The following is a 17888-nucleotide window of genomic DNA, read 5'->3' as shown; positions in this document are numbered from 1 at the left end:
CAAAATTTCACATAAAAATGTATTGTCGTTTACTAATCTGATTAGTGGGCTAGTTACTCTATCTTATACCATTATCAGTTCATTTAATGATAGTATTATAATAACCTATTCCACAGTCTTTTTAATAAGCATCACCAATAGTTTTTATACTCCTGCACGTCTAGCTATTGTTCCTAGTATAGTTGATAATGATGCGATAGTAAAAGCAAACGGTCTCACCCTAAGCATTCGTCAATCCGTTCAAACAGCAGGCTGGGCACTTGCAATTCCATTGTCTACGTTACTAGGTTTGCAATATTCATTATATTTTATAGCCTTGTGTTTCTTGCTCTCCTCAGTTCTAAGTTTTTATATTCACGTTGAAAAGAATCAACATAAACCAAACTCTTCTAAAAATTCATATGTATATCAAATTTTTGAAGGTCTCATACCTATAAGGGATAATCCTGTCATCAGGGATATAACTATTATGGATATTATTGAAAATTTTGCAAATGTGATTTGGACATCTTCATACCTCCTAGCATTTACAACCACTATCCTTTTAACAAGTGAAACTTGGTGGGGATACCAGGGTTCAGCATACTTCTTAGGGATTATAGTTGGAGGAGGGGTAATAACAAAATACTCTCATAAACTTCAACATTTTCCAGGAAAATTTTTGTTTATATCATCACTTCTTGTTACACTACTCACACTATTTTACACTGTTAATAGAAGCCCTATCATAACAATTATTATTTCTTTTCTAGTCGGCCCCCCTGCACAAATTAGAAATATAATTCAAGAATCAATTATTCAAGAAAAAGTTGATCCTAGTATATTGGCAAGAGCTTTTGCTGCCAGAAGTGTTTTAATGCAACTAATGTATGCTGTAGCGCTAGTTTCATTTAGTTATCTAGCAGACTTAATTGGAATTTTGCCAGTATACTTTATTTCAGTTATCATTTATTTTGCAATTTCATTTATTCCTGTAATATCGTCAGCATTAAAAAAAACACTGTGAAATTATGTATTTTTATGGAGATATAAGACTTCATATATCGTTTTGAGTAGTTTATGAGTACAAGCTATGATAGTTTCCATCTTACTGCCTCCTATTCCATTAGATTAGACTTCCTGTGAAACAAAAATATGATACAATAAAATTATGAAGCAAGTAAACAACTAACTGATACACGATTTAAGCTCCTTGTTGGTGTTCAGCGCACGACTTTTGAAGAGATGTTAGCTGTATTGAAAACAGCTTATCAAGGTAAACACGCAAAAGGGGGACGAAAACCTAAACTAAGCCTAGAAGACTTTCTTATGGCGACTTCAATATGTGCGAAAATATCGAACTTATGAACAAATTGCGGCTGATTTTGGTATCCACGAAAGCAACTTACTCCGTCGGAGCCAATGGGTTGAAGTAACTCTTGTTCAAAGTGGTTTTACGATTTCAAGAACTCCTCTCAGTTCTGAGGACACGGTAATGATTGATGCGACGGAAGTAAAAATCAATCGCCCTAAAAAACAATTAGAGAATTATTCTGGTAAAAAGAAATTTCACGCTATGAAGGCTCAAGCGATTGTCACAAGTCAAGGGAGAATTGTTTCTTTGGATATCGCTGTGAACTATTGTCATGATATGAAGTTGTTCAAAATGAGTCGCAGAAATATCGGACAAGCTGGTAAAATCTTGGCTGACAGTGGTTATCAAGGGCTCATGAAGCTATATCCTCAAGCACAAACTCCGAGGAAATCCAGCAAACTCAAGCCGCTAATAGCTGAAGATAAAGCCTATAACCATGCGCTATCTAAGGAGAGAATCAAGGTTGAGAGCATCTTTGCCAAAGTAAAAACGTTTACAATGATTTCAACAACCTATCGAAATCATCGTAAACGCTTCGGATTACGAATGAATTTGATTGCTGGCATTATCAATCATGAACTAGGATTCTAGTTTTGCAGGAAGTCTATTTACTCTGTTTTTGATTTAGAAGATCGTATCCTAGCTCAAGATGAGTATGAAGCAAAATGGTATAACTGGTGTGATGGTTTTAATCAAGCAGCAACTCTTTTGTTGAAAAGGTAGTGCATTGTGTCTTGTTCCTTATTATAAGGTCAATCATTGTGAGGAAGCTTTTGCTTGGTATCAGGATGTGAACTTGGTTTACCTCGTAGATGGGGTGAAGCTTCCTTACAGTCAAGCGACCTTGGAAGCCATGTATTTCTATTTGGATCGGCATGGTGAGCTTTTTTGGATTGAAGTCAAGGAGAAGGGAGAATGGTTTCCAATTGGGGATATTACACTATCTCAGGATAATCTCCCCATTGTGATTGGGAATTCCGCTTACCAACATCGAGGACTTGGAAAAAAGATTCTAAGTGCTTTGATTGAATTTGCTTGAGTAAAAGGATGGAAAGAATTGAGAGTTAAGGAAATCTACACCTACAATCATGCTTCTAGGAGGTGTTTCAAGTCGCTTGGATTTGTGGAAAATGGAGCAACAGAAAAAGGAAGGAGTTTTATATTGGAATTAGTCTAATCCTGCCACTTTCTCCCCCTTAACCTTTGACTATTCCGCAAAATTATCGTAAAATAAAGAGTAAATGATAAAATGAGGTCAGAGTCTGTTTGCTCTGGCGATAGTAGTATAAATGAGGAGAAACGCTTTGGAATTAGAAGTATTTGCTGGGCAAGAAAAAAGTGAACTATCTATGATTGAGGTAGCGCGTGCTATCTTGGAACTTCGTGGTCGCGATCATGAGATGCATTTTAGCGATCTTGTAAATGAAATTCAAAACTACCTTGGAACATCAAACAGCGATATCCGCGAAGCTTTGCCTTTGTTCTACACAGAGTTGAACTTTGACGGTAGCTTCATCTCACTTGGGGACAACAAATGGGGTCTTCGTTCATGGTATGGTGTGGACGAAATCGACGAAGAAATCATCGCTCTTGAAGAAAATGACGACGATGAAGTAGCACCAAAAGCTAAGAAAAAACGTGTCAATGCCTTTATGGATGGTGATTCAGATGCCATTGACTACAATGCAGATGATCCAGAAGACGAAGATGCATACGAAGCAGATCCAGCTCTTTCATACGATGATGAAAATCCAGATGATGAAAAAAATGAAGTGGAAGCTTATGATGCAGAAATCAACGAAATCGCTCCAGATGACTTGGGAGAAGATGTGGATCTCAACGAAGACGACGACGAGTTTTCAGATGACGACGCTGAAACCAGCGAGGAATAAGAGGTAGCTATTGACAATTATCCTATTTTTAGGTATCATATTGTTTGGGCACCTCTTTTAGAGGTCGGGGCTCCCTAGTTCTTAGGGAGCTATTTTTGTTTTTTCAAGAAGTTATCTTCTTGTATTTTATACTCAATGAAAATCAAAGAGCAAGCTAGGAAACTAGCCGTAGGCTGCTCAAAACACTGTTTTGAGGTTGTAGATAAGACTGACAAAGTCAGGAACACATATCTACGGCAAGGCGACGTTGACGCGGTTTGAAGAGATTTTCGAAGAGTATTAGTTGTGAATCTGGTGCAGTCGTCCCAGATTATTCTTATTAGTAGGGTCTTGTTTTCTATGTCCCCACGTAGTTAGCAAGACCTTGAGCACTTTAGAAAGAGGAATCTATGTCTACGAAATATATTTTTGTAACTGGTGGTGTGGTATCGTCTATTGGGAAAGGGATTGTGGCAGCGAGTCTGGGCCGTCTCTTGAAAAATCGTGGTCTTAAAGTAACCATTCAAAAATTTGACCCTTATATCAATATTGATCCAGGAACTATGAGTCCTTACCAGCACGGGGAAGTTTTTGTGACAGATGACGGAGCTGAGACAGATTTGGACTTGGGTCACTATGAACGTTTCATCGATATCAATCTCAACAAATATTCCAACGTGACAACTGGGAAAATTTACAGTGAAGTTCTTCGTAAAGAACGCCGTGGAGAATACCTTGGGGCAACTGTTCAAGTCATTCCTCATATCACAGATGCTTTGAAAGAAAAAATCAAGCGTGCCGCTCTAACGACCGACTCTGATGTCATTATCACAGAGGTTGGTGGAACAGTAGGAGATATCGAGTCCTTGCCATTCCTAGAGGCTCTTCGTCAGATGAAGGCAGATGTGGGTGCGGATAATGTCATGTATATCCATACAACCTTGCTTCCTTACCTCAAGGCTGCTGGTGAAATGAAAACCAAACCAACCCAACACTCTGTCAAAGAATTGCGTGGCTTGGGAATCCAACCAAATATGTTGGTTATTCGTACAGAAGAGCCAGCTGGTCAAGGAATTAAAAATAAACTGGCCCAGTTCTGTGATGTGGCACCAGAAGCCGTTATCGAATCGTTGGATGTTGAACACCTTTACCAAATTCCACTGAACTTGCAGGCACAAGGGATGGACCAAATTGTTTGTGATCATTTGAAATTAGACGCACCAGCAGCGGATATGACAGAATGGTCAGCCATGGTGGACAAGGTCATGAACCTCAAGAAACAAGTTAAGATTTCCCTTGTTGGTAAGTATGTGGAGTTGCAAGATGCCTACATCTCAGTGGTTGAAGCCTTGAAACACTCTGGTTATGCCAACGATGCAGAAGTTAAAATCAATTGGGTCAATGCCAATGATGTGACAGCAGAGAATGTGGCAGAGCTTTTGTCTGATGCGGACGGAATCATCGTACCAGGTGGTTTTGGACAACGTGGTACGGAAGGGAAAATCCAAGCCATTCGCTATGCGCGTGAAAATGATGTTCCAATGTTAGGTGTCTGCTTGGGAATGCAGTTGACATGTATCGAATTTGCTCGTCACGTTTTAGGACTCGAAGGTGCCAATTCTGCAGAGCTTGCACCAGAAACAAAATACCCTATCATTGATATCATGCGTGATCAGATTGATGTTGAGGATATGGGGGGAACCCTTCGCTTGGGGCTTTATCCGTCTAAGTTGAAACGTGGCTCTAAGGCAGCAGCTGCTTATCACAATCAAGAAGTGGTGCAACGCCGTCACCGTCACCGTTATGAGTTTAACAATGCCTTCCGTGAGCAGTTTGAGGCAGCAGGCTTTGTCTTCTCAGGAGTTTCTCCAGACAATCGTTTGGTCGAAATCGTGGAAATTCCAGAAAATAAATTCTTTGTAGCGTGTCAGTATCACCCTGAACTGTCAAGCCGTCCAAACCGCCCAGAAGAACTCTACACTGCCTTTGTCACTGCAGCGGTTGAGAACAGCAATTAGCTAGATTATAACCTTTGAGAACAATCTCAGAGGTTTTTTTGCATACGATGGATATTGCAGTATATCTGAGGTAGGAGTCCTCTGTGTGTACCTGCTACCCTTGAAATCAATAGCGACTCCCTCTTGCCCTGTGCTAGTGAATGGATTTATCAGTATATTGAAATGAAATAAAATTTGAACAAATTAATTCGGAAAGCCAAATCAATTTCTAGCAAAGTTTTAGGAACTGGATTGTATAGTGAATTGAAATAAGATGTGAACAACTCTATCAGGAAAGTCAAATTAATTTATAGAAATATTTTAGCAGTCAAGATGTACTGTTATAGATTCAATATACTATACTTTTTTAATTTAATCCACTATAATAAAATGAAATAATAACAGGATAAATCGTTCAGGGCAGTCAAATCGATTTCTAACAATGTTTTAGAAATAGAGGTGTACTATTCTAGTTTCAATATACTATATATCTGCAGAATACTCTTTCAGTTTCATTCAGCCTAGTCTTGCTTAGGAAAAAGCAAAAAGCCATCCAATTATGATGGATAGCTTCTTGGTTCTTAGATTTGTTCTGCAAAAACCTTTTCAGCAAGGTTCATAGCGTGGTCTGATACACGAGTGTAGTGTGAGATGATGTCTATAAAGTTGACCCCAGCTTGTGTTGAACATTCGCCCTTGTTGAGGCGTTTGATGTGGGTTTTTCTGAGAACACGTTCTATCTTATTGATTGCTTCATGACGTTCTACAAGACTGCGTGCTTTTTCAATATCATTGTTTTCCACACTATCCAGAGCATCTTTGATAAAGTCACTAGTTTGACGATAAACTTCCTCTAATTCTTTCAAGGCGGCATCAGAAAATTCAACATTTTTACGTTGAAGATAGTCAGTCAGATTGAGTAGAGCCTCCGTGTGGTCTCCAATCCGTTCCAAATCACGGGAGGAATCAAGGATATTGGTGAGCACTTCACTTTCTTTTTGGCTGAGAGCTTCGCTTGAAAGGGCAATGAGATAACGTGTTAATTGCTCATCGATGGTGTTAATTGCTTCTTCGGTTTTATGCCCTTTTTCAGCAACTTTTTCATCCAAGTCAATGATGTACTTATAGGAAAGGTCAAAGGCTTTAGCAGCGTAGTTTCCTAAGTGCAAGAGCTCTTTTTTAGCATTTCCTAGAGCGATAGATGGGGCTTGTTTGATGAAATGTTCATCAAGATATAAGGGTTCGTATTTGACAACCTCGTCCTCTCCAGGAATAATCTTGGTTACAAAGTAAGCCAGAGCTCCGATAAATGGAAATTGGACAATGGTGTTGGTAATATTAAAGGTTCCGTGAGCAAAGGCGATGGTCATTTCCGGTGCTAGATTTAGCGTAGCTTCAAACCAATGAATCAGGACAGTAAAAGGAACTAGAAAAATAACGCAGACAACTGTTCCGATAACGTTGAAGGCAACATGAGCTCCTGCTACCCGTTTAGCTGCAATATTAGCCCCTAAAGAGGCAATGATGGCTGTAATGGTTGTCCCGATATTGTCACCAAATAGAACTGGCAAAGCTCCCTGTAGGTCAATTAGATTGCCGGCGTAGAGGTTTTGTAAAATCCCAATGGTAGCCGAAGAAGCTTGAATTAGCAAGGTCAAGCCAGTACTGACAAAGACACCCAAAACAGGATTCTTACTTAGCTCAATCATATAGTCCTTAAAGACCTGTAAATCCTTGAGTGGAGCCATTGCACCGCTCATAAGATTGAGGGCAAAAAAGATACCACCTACACCAAAGAGGATGCGTCCGATATTATTGACTGTCCGATTTTTCGTAAAAAAGAGACAGACGGCACCGATAAAGAGCATAGGTAGGGCATAGTTACCTAATTTAAAACCGATGAGAAAGGATGTGACAGTTGTCCCAATATTAGCACCCATGACAATCCCGATAGCCTGACGTAAGGTTAAGAGACCGGCACTGACCAGGCCGACTGTGATAACTGTTACACCAGAACTAGACTGAATTAGAGCAGTCATCCCAATACCAACCAGAACTCCAAAGAAAGGATTACTAGTATATTTGTCAATGTAAAAACGAAGGCGATCTCCAGCAGCTTGTTGCAAACCGTCTCCCATGGTCTTGATACTATATAAGAATAGTCCCAGACCACCTAAAAAGTGAAATAAAATTTCCTGCCAATTAATGGACATTTCTTTTTCCTCCGAAAAATAATCGCGGAATATCTCCTATTCTATTTTAAAGGATAAAAGTAAATCTAACAAGTGTTAATGTCAAGTTTGTAAAAGAAAATTATAATTGATAAGTGTATTATTTTTAAGAGTTTTTAACCTTATTTTAGATTTGTGAAAACAGCTATTGTGTTTTGTCAAAAAATGCTTTAGGATAAAAATGTGATTATCTTGGTCCCTGTGATTGGGATAAAAATTTTATAAAGAAAGTTAAGCGCTTTCTTTTGTGCAACAAAATCAATTTTTTAGGAGGAGAAAATGAAGAATTCATTTTTTGAAAGACGTTGTCGTTACAGTATTCGTAAGTTATCAGTAGGGGCTTGCTCACTGATGATTGGGGCTGTTTTATTTGCTAGTCCAGCCTTGGCAGAAGAAACTGCAGTTCCTGAAAATAGCGGAACCAATACAGAGCTTGTTTCAGGAGAGAGTGAGCATCCAACTAATGAAGCTGACAAGCAGCATGAAGGAGAACATGCTAGAGAAAATAAGCCAGAAAAGGCAGAAGGAGTAGCGACAGCATCTGAAACTGCTTCGCCAGCAAGCAATGAAGCTGCAACTACTGAAACTGCAGAGGCAGTAAGCGTAGCTAAATCAGAGGAAAAACCAAGTGAGGTGGCTGCAGAAACACCATCTGCAGAAGCAAAACCAAAGTCTGACAAGGAAACGGAAGCAAAGCCTGAAGCAACTAGCCAAGGGGATGAGTCTAAGCCAGCAGCAGAAGCTAATAAGACTGAAAAAGAAGTCCAGCCAGATGTCCCTAAAAATACGGAAAAAACATTAAAACCAAAGGAAATCAAATTTAATTCTTGGGAAGAATTGTTAAAATGGGAACCAGGTGCTCGTGAAGATGATGCTATTAACCGCGGGTCTGTCGCCCTCGCTTCACGTCGGACAGGTCATTTAGTCAATGAAAAAGCTAGCAAGGAAGCAAAAGTTCAAGCCTTATCAAACACCAATTCTAAAGCAAAAGACCATGCTTCTGTTGGTGGAGAAGAGTTCAAGGCCTATGTTTTTGACTATTGGCAATATCTAGATTCAATGGTCTTCTGGGAAGGTCTCGTACCAACTCCTGACGTTATTGATGCAGGTCACCGTAACGGGGTGCCTGTATATGGTACACTCTTCTTCAACTGGTCTAATAGTATTGCTGATCAAGAAAAATTCGCTGAAGCTTTGAAGCAAGACGCAGATGGTAGCTTCCCAATTGCCCGTAAATTGGTAGATATGGCCAAGTATTATGGCTATGATGGCTATTTCATTAACCAAGAAACAACTGGGGATTTGGTTGAACCTCTTGGAGAAAAGATGCGCCAGTTTATGCTCTATACCAAGGAGTATGCTGCTAAGGTAAACCATCCAATCAAGTATTCTTGGTACGATGCCATGACTTATAACTATGGACGTTACCACCAAGATGGTTTAGGAGAATACAACTATCAGTTTATGCAAAAAGAGGGGGACAAGGTACCCGCTGATCACTTCTTTGCTAACTTTAACTGGACCAAAGAGAAGAATGATTACTCTGTAGCTATGGCCAAATGGCTAGAGCGTAGCCAGTACGATGTCTTTGCAGGATTGGAATTGCAACAGGGTGGTTCTTATAAGACTAAAGTGAAATGGGATGCCCTTTTAGATGAAAATGGCAAACTTCGCTTGTCACTTGGACTCTTTGCGCCAGATACTATTACAAGTCTTGGCAAGACAGGCGAAGACTATCATAAGAATGAAAATATCTTCTTCACTGGTTACCAAGGCGATCCAACTGGTCAAAAACCAGATGACAAGGACTGGTACGGGATTGCCAACCTAGTTGCGGACCGCACGCCAGCAGTAGGTCATACTTTTACCACTTCTTTTAATACAGGTCATGGTAGAAAATGGTTCGTAGATGGTAAGGTTTCTAAGGATTCTGAGTGGAATTACCGTTCAGTTTCAGGTGTTCTTCCAACATGGCGCTGGTGGCAAAAATCAACTGGTGATAAGTTGAAAGCAAGCTATGATTTTGAAGATGCTTATAATGGTGGAACTTCTCTTAAATTTGCAGGGGATCTTTCAGGTGCGACCAAGCAAGATGTGAATTTGTACTCTACTCGCTTGAAGGTGACAGATACAACCAAATTGCATGTTGCCCACAAAGGAGGCAAAGGGACCAAGGTTTATGTAGAATTTGCAACCAAGAAAGATTATACCTACGGTGATGAAGCTGCCCGTAAAGAATTGACAGTTTCAGATAACTGGACTACCGATGATTTTGATTTGAGTGCCTTGGCAGGTAAAACAATTTACGGTATTAAACTCTATTTTGAAAATGACAAAGACTTAAAAGGTTATCAATTTAACCTGGGGCAATTGACCATCAGCAATAATCAAGATGCTCCTCAGGCACCAACCACAGTAGCTGTAGCCAAACAAGTCCTTAAAAATGCCCAAGAAGCGGAAGCAGTTGTACAATTTACTGGTCATAAAGATGCTGATTTCTATGAAGTCTATGAAAAGGATGGCGATGCTTGGCGCCTATTGACAGGTTCATCTGCAACTACGATCTACCTACCAAAAGTTAGCCGCTCAGCTAGTGCGACTGGTACTAGTCAGGAGTTGAAGGTTGTTGCAGTTGGTAAGAATGGCCTTCGTTCTGAAGCAGCAACTACAAACTTTGAGTGGGGGATGACTGTCCAAGACACAAGTCTTCCAAGACCTCTAGCAGAAAACATCGTTCCAGGGGCTACTGTTATCGGAAGTACCTTCCCAGATACAGAAGGTGGAGAAGGTATCGAAGGTATGTTGAATGGGACCATCACCAGTCTATCTGACAAATGGTCTTCTTCTCAATTAAGTGGTAGCGTTGATATTCGTTTGACACAACCACGCCGTGTTGTGAGATGGGTCATGGATCATGCTGGAGCTGGTGGAGAATCTGTCAACGATGGTTTGATGAACACCAAAGACTTTGACCTCTATTATAAAGATGCGGATGGTCAATGGAAGTTGGCTAAGGAAGTCCGTGGCAATAAAGCTCATGTTACAGATATTACCCTTGATAAACCTATCACAGCTCAAGATTGGCGCTTGAATGTTGTCACTTCTGACAATGGAACTCCATGGAAGGCTATTCGGATCTATAACTGGAAAATGTATGAAAAGCTTGATACTGAGAGTGTCAATATTCCGATGGCCAAGGCTGCAGCCCGTTCTCTAGGCAATAACAAGGTACAGGTTGGTTTTGCAGATGTACCGGCTGGAGCAACTATTACCGTTTATGATAATCCAAATTCTCAAATTCCGCTCGCAACCTTGAAGAGCGAATTTGGAGGAGACCTAGCAAGTGCACCATTGGATTTGACAAATCAATCTGGTCTTCTTTATTATCGTACCCAGTTGCCAGGCAAGGAAATTAGTAATGTCCTAGCAGTTTCCGTTCCAAAAGATGACAGAAGAATCAAGTCAGTCAGCCTAGAAACAGGACCTAAGAAAACAAGCTACGCCGAAGGGGAGGATTTGGACCTTAGAGGTGGTGTTCTTCGAGTTCAGTATGAAGGAGGAACTGAGGACGAACTCATTCGCCTAACTCACGCAGGTGTATCAGTATCAGGTTTTGATACGCATCATAAGGGAGAACAAAATCTTACTTTACAATATTTGGGGCAACCGGTACATGCTAATTTGTCAATGACTGTTACTAGTCAAGATGAAGCAAGTCCGAAAACTATTTTGAGAATTGAAGTAAGTCAGGAACCGAAAAAAGATTACCTAGTTGGTGATAACTTAGACTTGTCTGAAGGACGCTTTGCAGTGGCTTATAGCAATGACACCATGGAAGAACATTCCTTTACTGATGAGGGAGTTGAAATTTCTGGTTACGATGCTCAAAAGACTGGTCGTCAAACCTTGACGCTTCGTTACCAAGGTCATAAAGTCAACTTTGATGTTTTGGTATCTCCAAAAGCCGCATTGAACGATGAGTACCTCAAACAAAAGTTAGCAGAAGTTGAAGCAGCTAAGAATAAGGTGGTCTATAACTTTGCTTCACCAGAAGTAAAAGAAGCCTTCTTGAAAGCAATTGAAGCGGCCGAACAAGTGTTGAAAGACCATGAAACTAGCACCCAAGATCAGGTTAATGACCGACTTAATAAATTGACAGAAGCTCATAAAGCTCTGAATGGTCAAGAGAAATTTAAGGAAGAAAAGACAGAACTCGATCGCTTAACAGGTGAGGCTCAAGAACTCTTGGCTGCCAAACCAAACCATCCTTCAGGTTCTGCCCTAGCTCCGCTTCTTGAAAAGAACAAGGCCTTGGTTGAAAAAGTAGATTTGAGTTCAGAAGAGCTTGCAACAGCGAAACAGAGTTTGAAAGATCTGGTTGCTTTATTGAAAGAAGACAAGCCAGCAGTCTTTTCTGATAGTAAAACAGGTGTTGAAGTACACTTCTCAAATAAAGAGAAGACTGTCATCAAGGGCTTGAAAGTAGAGCGTGTTCAAGCAAGTGCTGAAGAGAAAAAATACTTTGCTGGAGAAGATGCTCATGTCTTTGAAATAGAAGGTCTCGATGAAAAAGGTCAAGACGTTGATCTCTCTTACGCTTCTATTGTGAAAATTCCAATTGAAAAAGATAAGAAAGTGAAGAGAGTATTCTTCTTACCTGAAGGCAAAGAGGCAGTAGAATTGGCTTTTGAACAAACGGATAGTCATGTTATCTTTACAGCACCACACTTTACTCATTATGCCTTTGTTTATGAATCTGCTGAGAAACCACGAGTAGAATCTAATGGTGCAAATGACCTTGTTACTATCTCAACTAAACCAGAACAACAAAACACAGTCCTTCCAAAAACTACTAATCAACCGGCTTCTGATCAACAAAAGGCTCCTAAATTGGAAGTTCAAGAGGAAAAGGTTTCCTTTGACCGTCAAGAGCATGAAAATGCTGATATGCTAGTTGGGGAACAACGAGTCATCATACAGGGACGAGATGGTCTGTTGAGACATGTCTTTGAAGTTGATGAAAACGGTCAGCGTCGTCTTCGTTCAACAGAAGTCATCCAAGAGGCGATTCCAGAAATTGTTGAAATTGGAACAAAAGTAAAAACTGAACCAGCAGTAGCGCCTACACAAGAAAAAACAGTGCAAAATACAGCAATTAAATCAGAAGAAGCAAGCAAACAATTGCCAAATACAGGAACTGCTGATGCCAATGAAGCCCTAATAGCAGGATTGGCAAGCCTTGGTCTTGCTAGTTTAGCCTTGACATTGAAACAGAAAAAAGAAGATGAAGATTAAATATCGAAAAATCTTGTGAAATCTTTCCTTATATTTCCAAAGTGTGATATAATAGTTTCGAATAAAATAATTAAAGGGGTTTTTGTAACATGGCAAAACTTACTGTTAAAGACGTTGACTTGAAAGGTAAAAAAGTCCTCGTTCGTGTTGACTTCAACGTACCATTGAAAGATGGCGTAATCACTAACGACAACCGTATCACAGCAGCTCTTCCAACTATTAAGTACATCATCGAACAAGGTGGACGTGCAATTCTTTTCTCTCACCTTGGACGTGTGAAAGAAGAAGCTGATAAAGCTGGTAAATCACTTGCTCCTGTAGCAGCTGACTTGGCAGCAAAACTTGGTCAAGATGTTGTTTTCCCAGGTGTCACTCGTGGTGCTGAATTGGAAGCGGCAATCAACGCTCTTGAAGATGGACAAGTTCTCTTGGTTGAAAACACTCGTTACGAAGATGTTGACGGCAAGAAAGAATCTAAAAACGATCCTGAACTTGGTAAATATTGGGCATCACTTGGAGATGGTATCTTCGTAAACGATGCATTCGGTACAGCTCACCGTGCACACGCATCTAACGTTGGTATCTCAGCAAACGTTGAAAAAGCAGTTGCTGGTTTCCTTCTTGAAAATGAAATTGCCTACATCCAAGAAGCAGTTGAAACTCCAGAACGTCCATTTGTGGCTATCCTTGGTGGTTCAAAAGTTTCAGACAAGATCGGTGTTATCGAAAACTTGCTTGAAAAAGCTGATAAAGTCCTTATTGGTGGTGGTATGACTTACACATTCTACAAAGCACAAGGTATCGAAATCGGTAACTCACTTGTAGAAGAAGACAAATTGGATGTTGCGAAAGCTCTTCTTGAAAAAGCAAATGGTAAATTGATCTTGCCAGTTGATTCTAAAGAAGCTAACGCATTTGCTGGCTACACTGAAGTGCGTGACACTGAAGGTGAAGCAGTTTCTGAAGGCTTCCTTGGTCTTGACATCGGTCCAAAATCTATCGCTAAATTTGACGAAGCTTTAACTGGTGCCAAAACAGTTGTATGGAACGGACCTATGGGTGTATTTGAAAACCCAGACTTCCAAGCTGGTACAATCGGTGTGATGGATGCTATCGTGAAACAACCAGGAGTTAAATCAATCATCGGTGGTGGTGATTCAGCTGCTGCAGCGATCAACCTTGGACGTGCAGATAAATTCTCATGGATCAGTACGGGCGGAGGTGCTTCAATGGAACTTCTCGAAGGTAAAGTATTGCCAGGTTTGGCTGCACTTACAGAAAAATAATTTCAGCCCGTTAGTCTCTACAAAATCCTGATTTTGTAGAAAAAGGAAGAAAACTGAAACGTTAACAAAAAGGTGGCTATGTCACCTTTTTGTGTTAGTGTAGGTATTTGTGACGCGGTGGTGGGGCATCAATGGAGCTTCTTGAAGGTAATACTCTTCGAANNCTTCGTCAGTTCTATCTACAACCTCAAAGCAGTGCTTTGAGCAACCTGCTGCTAGTTTCCTAGTTTGCTCTTTGATTTTCATTGAGTATAAAGTTCTTCCAGGACTTGCAGCCTTGACAGAAAAATAAGATTAACTAAATGAATCAAAGAAGAGAGGGATGAGAGTTCCTCTTTTCTTTTGCTTAAAATAAAAACGCTTCCTCGCAACTATTACTCATAAAAATCACCGATTTATGATAAAATGGAAATAGAAAGTTGAGATTATGAGTTATTTTAAAAAATATAAATTCGATAAATCCCAGTTCAAACTTGGTATGCGAACCTTTAAAACAGGAATTGCTGTTTTTCTAGTTCTCTTGATTTTTGGCTTTTTTGGTTGGAAAGGTCTTCAAATCGGTGCTTTGACAGCTGTTTTTAGCCTGAGGGAGAGTTTTGATAAGAGTGTTCATTTTGGGACTTCGCGTATTCTAGGGAATAGTATCGGAGGCCTCTATGCCTTTGTCTTCTTCTTATTAAATACCTTTTTCCACGAAGCCTTTTGGGTGACCTTGGTAGTTGTTCCAATTTGCACCATGTTAACCATTATGACAAATGTAGCCATGAATAACAAAGCAGGGGTTATTGGTGGTGTAGCGGCTATGTTAATCATTACCCTATCGATTCCGAGCGGCGAAACAATTTTGTACGTATTTGCGCGTGTATCAGAAACTTTCATGGGAGTTTTTGTCGCAATTCTCGTAAATTACGATATTGATCGTATTCGACTCTTTTTAGAGAAAAAAGAAAAATAATGTTATATTTTATGACATTATCAATTGACGTTTGTCTTTTTTTAGACTATAATAGACAGAAAGAAGGAAATTGTAAATGAAGGAAAAAGAATTTCGCCGAAATATGGCTGTTTTTCCTATCGGCAGTGTTATGAAGTTGACCGATTTATCGGCGCGTCAGATTCGTTATTATGAAGATCAAGAGTTGATTAAGCCTGATCGAAACGAAGGAAACCGTCGCATGTATTCCTTGAATGACATGGATCGTCTGCTTGAAATCAAAGATTATATCTCAGAAGGTTATAATATCGCTGCCATTAAGAAAAAATATGCTGAACGTGAAGCGAAATCCAAGAAAGCGGTGAGTCAGACTGAAGTGCGTCGTGCACTTCACAATGAACTCCTCCAACAGGGTCGCTTTGCTTCGGTGCAATCGGTTAGGCAACCGCAAGTAGTCATACATTAAGGAGAAAACTCATGCCAATCACAGCTGCAGATATTCGTCGTGAAGTCAAGGAAAAAAATGTTACCTTTATCCGTCTCATGTTCTCAGATATTTTGGGAACCATGAAAAACGTCGAAATTCCTGCTACAGATGAACAATTAGATAAGGTCTTGTCAAATAAGGCTATGTTTGATGGATCTTCTATTGAAGGTTTTGTACGTATCAATGAGTCAGATATGTACTTGTACCCTGACTTGGATACATGGACAGTCTTCCCTTGGGGAGATGAAAATGGAAGTGTTGCAGGTTTGATCTGTGATGTCTATACAACAGAAGGTGAACCATTTGCAGGTGACCCTCGTGGCAATTTGAAACGAGCTCTTCGTCATATGGAAGAAGTAGGATTCAAATCCTTCAACCTTGGACCAGAGCCAGAATTCTTCCTATTTAAACTGGATGAAAATGGGGATCCAACACTTGAAGTGAATGACAAGGGTGGCTACTTTGATTTGGCGCCTACGGACCTTGCGGACAACACACGTCGTGAGATTGTGAATGTCTTGACCCAAATGGGATTTGAAGTAGAAGCCAGTCACCACGAGGTTGCGGTTGGACAGCATGAGATTGACTTTAAGTATGATGAAGTTCTCCGTGCTTGTGATAAGATTCAAATCTTTAAACTTGTTGTTAAAACCATTGCTCGCAAACATGGCCTTTACGCAACCTTTATGGCCAAACCAAAATTTGGTATTGCTGGATCAGGTATGCACTGTAATATGTCCTTGTTTGATGCAGAAGGAAATAATGCCTTCTTTGATCCAAATGATCCAAAAGGAATGCAGTTGTCAGAAACGGCCTACCATTTCCTTGGCGGTTTGATCAAGCATGCCTACAACTATACTGCTATCATGAACCCAACGGTTAACTCATACAAACGTTTGGTTCCAGGTTATGAAGCCCCTGTTTACATTGCTTGGGCTGGTCGTAACCGTTCGCCACTTGTACGCGTGCCTGCTTCACGTGGTATGGGAACTCGTCTTGAGTTGCGTTCAGTTGATCCAATGGCAAACCCATATATCGCTATGACAGTTCTTTTGGAAGTTGGTTTGCATGGTATTGAAAATAAAATCGAAGCACCAGCTCCTATCGAAGAAAATATCTACATCATGACAGCAGAAGAGCGCAAGGAAGCTGGTATTACAGACCTTCCATCAACCCTTCACAACGCTTTGAAAGCTTTGACAGAAGATGAGGTTGTCAGAGCAGCTCTTGGAGAACATATCTATACTAGTTTCCTTGAAGCCAAGCGAATCGAATGGGCAAGCTATGCAACCTTCGTTTCACAATGGGAAATTGATAATTATTTAGACCTTTACTAATACTAATATATAAGAAAGATTGCCTGAGGGTAAACAGTCACACAGCAGTCTAAGCCATCAAATACCTATAACCCTTAAAATAGCGATTTCGGTCGCTATTTATTTTTCGAAAAATCCTCTTGACTCTTTTGCGAATTAGATTTATCATTAGACGTGTAGAAGAAAATCAAGGAGTCACTATGGAAAAATTCAATTTCAAAAACAATATCGGGCAAGAAAACACATTGCTTCAAATCGAAATCTACAAGTTTACTAATTTACTAACTTTTGCAAGCTTCAAAATTACACATCTGTAAATATTTTTTCGAAAGATATATTTGAAGCCATAGTAAATTGAGACTAGAATAGTACACTACATCTGCTAAAAAATTTCTAGAAATTAATTTAACTTTCCTAATCGATTTGTTTACATCTTATTTCAATCTACTATATTATCTCAATAAATGATGATGGAGACTGTTTTGTTTGTGCTTGTCGATTTTTGAATCCTGATCGAGCGGAAGAATATTTCTACTGAGGTTGCCAAGGGGAAAATCCTGAAGATATTGAATTTTATGATGAACAATTACAGGCAGAAAAGGTGGAAGTTTTAAGTATTCGATTGGAAGTAAAAAAGTGAATTATCTATAATCTCATCAACAATAAACCTATTTCAACCCCATTATCTATAGGCGTATTTTTACGCCTTTTTATATACTTGAAGCACATAAGAAACATTATGAGAAGTTTGCTGATGGAAGTACTCAAGAAATTGATGTTCCTTATGATATTCCTGATACTTGGGAGTGGGTGAGGTTTTCTACATTGGTTGAAATTGTCAGAGGTGGCTCTCCACGACCAATCAAAGATTATCTTACTTCTGAAGTAGATGGAATAAATTGGATAAAAATAGGTGATACTGAAAAGGGTGAAAAGTATATAAATAATGTTAAAGAAAAAATCAAAAAATCAGGGCTTAACAAAACTAGATTTGTAAAAAAAGGTACATTTTTGTTAACTAATTCTATGAGTTTTGGTAGACCTTATATTTTGAATGTTGATGGTGCAATACACGATGGATGGTTGGCTATTTCGAACTATGAAAACTCATTAAATA

General features: G+C 39.6%; 10 protein-coding genes and 5 pseudogenes. 13 read left to right on the top strand and 2 right to left on the bottom strand.

Translation table 11 applies throughout. The features are described from left to right. Positions 1-22 precede the first annotated feature (22 nt). The 6 genes and pseudogenes from HT709_RS03975 to HT709_RS03950 all read left to right on the top strand — a co-directional run bounded on the left by HT709_RS03975 (position 23) and on the right by HT709_RS03950 (position 5243). Positions 23-1006 carry an MFS transporter gene (locus tag HT709_RS03975; RefSeq protein ID WP_188111962.1) on the top strand — a complete coding sequence of 328 codons (984 nt, stop codon included), beginning with the start codon at positions 23-25 and terminating at the stop codon, positions 1004-1006. A gap of 140 nt (positions 1007-1146) precedes the next feature. Beyond that, positions 1147-1945, top strand: a pseudogene (locus HT709_RS03970) (IS5 family transposase); the annotation flags it as partial. A 9-nt stretch (positions 1946-1954) separates the two neighbouring features. Continuing rightward, positions 1955-2077: pseudogene (locus HT709_RS03965) on the top strand (chromosome partitioning protein ParB); the annotation flags it as partial. A gap of 4 nt (positions 2078-2081) precedes the next feature. Next, positions 2082-2531, top strand: a pseudogene (locus HT709_RS03960) (GNAT family N-acetyltransferase). Between the two features lie 127 nt (positions 2532-2658). Next, entirely contained in the window at positions 2659-3246 is a 588-nt protein-coding gene (rpoE, locus tag HT709_RS03955) for a DNA-directed RNA polymerase subunit delta (RefSeq protein WP_000418402.1), read from the top strand. Between the two features lie 389 nt (positions 3247-3635). After that, positions 3636-5243, top strand: a complete 1608-nt coding sequence (locus tag HT709_RS03950) for a CTP synthase (RefSeq protein WP_023940873.1) — start codon at positions 3636-3638, stop codon at positions 5241-5243. Positions 5244-5803: 560 nt separating this feature from the next. Here HT709_RS03950 and HT709_RS03945 read toward each other — a convergent pair. Then, complete coding sequence (locus HT709_RS03945) at positions 5804-7435, bottom strand: Na/Pi cotransporter family protein (RefSeq protein ID WP_172925534.1); 1632 nt, start codon at positions 7433-7435, stop codon at positions 5804-5806. Between the two features lie 297 nt (positions 7436-7732). Here HT709_RS03945 and HT709_RS03940 point away from each other — a divergent pair, with 297 nt between their 5' ends. From HT709_RS03940 to glnA, 5 genes are all read left to right on the top strand, one after another. Further along, complete coding sequence (locus tag HT709_RS03940; protein ID WP_172925533.1) at positions 7733-12748, top strand: bacterial Ig-like domain-containing protein; 5016 nt, start codon at positions 7733-7735, stop codon at positions 12746-12748. An 89-nt stretch (positions 12749-12837) separates the two neighbouring features. Continuing rightward, the gene (locus tag HT709_RS03935; RefSeq protein WP_001096743.1) at positions 12838-14034 is read left to right on the top strand and encodes a phosphoglycerate kinase; all 1197 of its coding nucleotides are present in this window, start codon (positions 12838-12840) and stop codon (positions 14032-14034) included. A gap of 427 nt (positions 14035-14461) precedes the next feature. Then, positions 14462-14989 carry an aromatic acid exporter family protein gene (locus HT709_RS03925; RefSeq protein WP_000119913.1) on the top strand — a complete coding sequence of 176 codons (528 nt, stop codon included), beginning with the start codon at positions 14462-14464 and terminating at the stop codon, positions 14987-14989. 76 nt (positions 14990-15065) lie between these two features. Next, positions 15066-15434: a transcriptional repressor GlnR gene (gene glnR, locus HT709_RS03920; protein WP_172925532.1), complete on the top strand. Its 369-nt coding sequence runs from the start codon at positions 15066-15068 to the stop codon at positions 15432-15434. An 11-nt stretch (positions 15435-15445) separates the two neighbouring features. Beyond that, the gene (gene glnA / locus HT709_RS03915; protein ID WP_050261078.1) at positions 15446-16792 is read left to right on the top strand and encodes a type I glutamate--ammonia ligase; all 1347 of its coding nucleotides are present in this window, start codon (positions 15446-15448) and stop codon (positions 16790-16792) included. A gap of 95 nt (positions 16793-16887) precedes the next feature. Here the strand turns inward: glnA and HT709_RS03910 are convergent, their stop codons facing one another. Then, positions 16888-17007, bottom strand: a complete 120-nt coding sequence (locus HT709_RS03910; RefSeq protein WP_079251602.1) for a glutamine synthetase — start codon at positions 17005-17007, stop codon at positions 16888-16890. Between HT709_RS03910 and HT709_RS11720 the strand changes: the two are divergent. Both HT709_RS11720 and HT709_RS03905 read left to right on the top strand, forming a co-directional pair. Then, positions 16972-17129: pseudogene (locus HT709_RS11720) on the top strand (cell envelope). The gene HT709_RS03910 and the pseudogene HT709_RS11720 sit on opposite strands and share 36 nt — an antisense overlap. Before the next feature lie 374 nt (positions 17130-17503). Beyond that, positions 17504-17888 (top strand): annotated as a pseudogene (locus HT709_RS03905) (restriction endonuclease subunit S); the annotation flags it as partial.

The organism is Streptococcus sp. 1343 (genome assembly GCF_013277355.1).
Classification (GTDB): Bacteria; Bacillota; Bacilli; order Lactobacillales; family Streptococcaceae; genus Streptococcus; species Streptococcus pseudopneumoniae.
The sequence above is the reverse complement of the archived record's forward strand: the minus strand, read 5'-3'. Positions and strand labels throughout refer to the sequence as shown.

Excerpts from the sequence above, each read along its gene's own strand:
- HT709_RS03950 (WP_023940873.1), top strand. The coding sequence starts at position 3,636 with ATGTCTACGAAATATATTTTTGTAACTGGTGGTGTGGTATCGTCTATT.
- HT709_RS03945 (WP_172925534.1), bottom strand. The coding sequence starts at position 7,435 with ATGTCCATTAATTGGCAGGAAATTTTATTTCACTTTTTAGGTGGTCTG.
- HT709_RS03940 (WP_172925533.1), top strand. The coding sequence starts at position 7,733 with ATGAAGAATTCATTTTTTGAAAGACGTTGTCGTTACAGTATTCGTAAG.
- HT709_RS03935 (WP_001096743.1), top strand. The coding sequence starts at position 12,838 with ATGGCAAAACTTACTGTTAAAGACGTTGACTTGAAAGGTAAAAAAGTC.
- HT709_RS03925 (WP_000119913.1), top strand. The coding sequence starts at position 14,462 with ATGAGTTATTTTAAAAAATATAAATTCGATAAATCCCAGTTCAAACTT.
- glnR (WP_172925532.1), top strand. The coding sequence starts at position 15,066 with ATGAAGGAAAAAGAATTTCGCCGAAATATGGCTGTTTTTCCTATCGGC.
- glnA (WP_050261078.1), top strand. The coding sequence starts at position 15,446 with ATGCCAATCACAGCTGCAGATATTCGTCGTGAAGTCAAGGAAAAAAAT.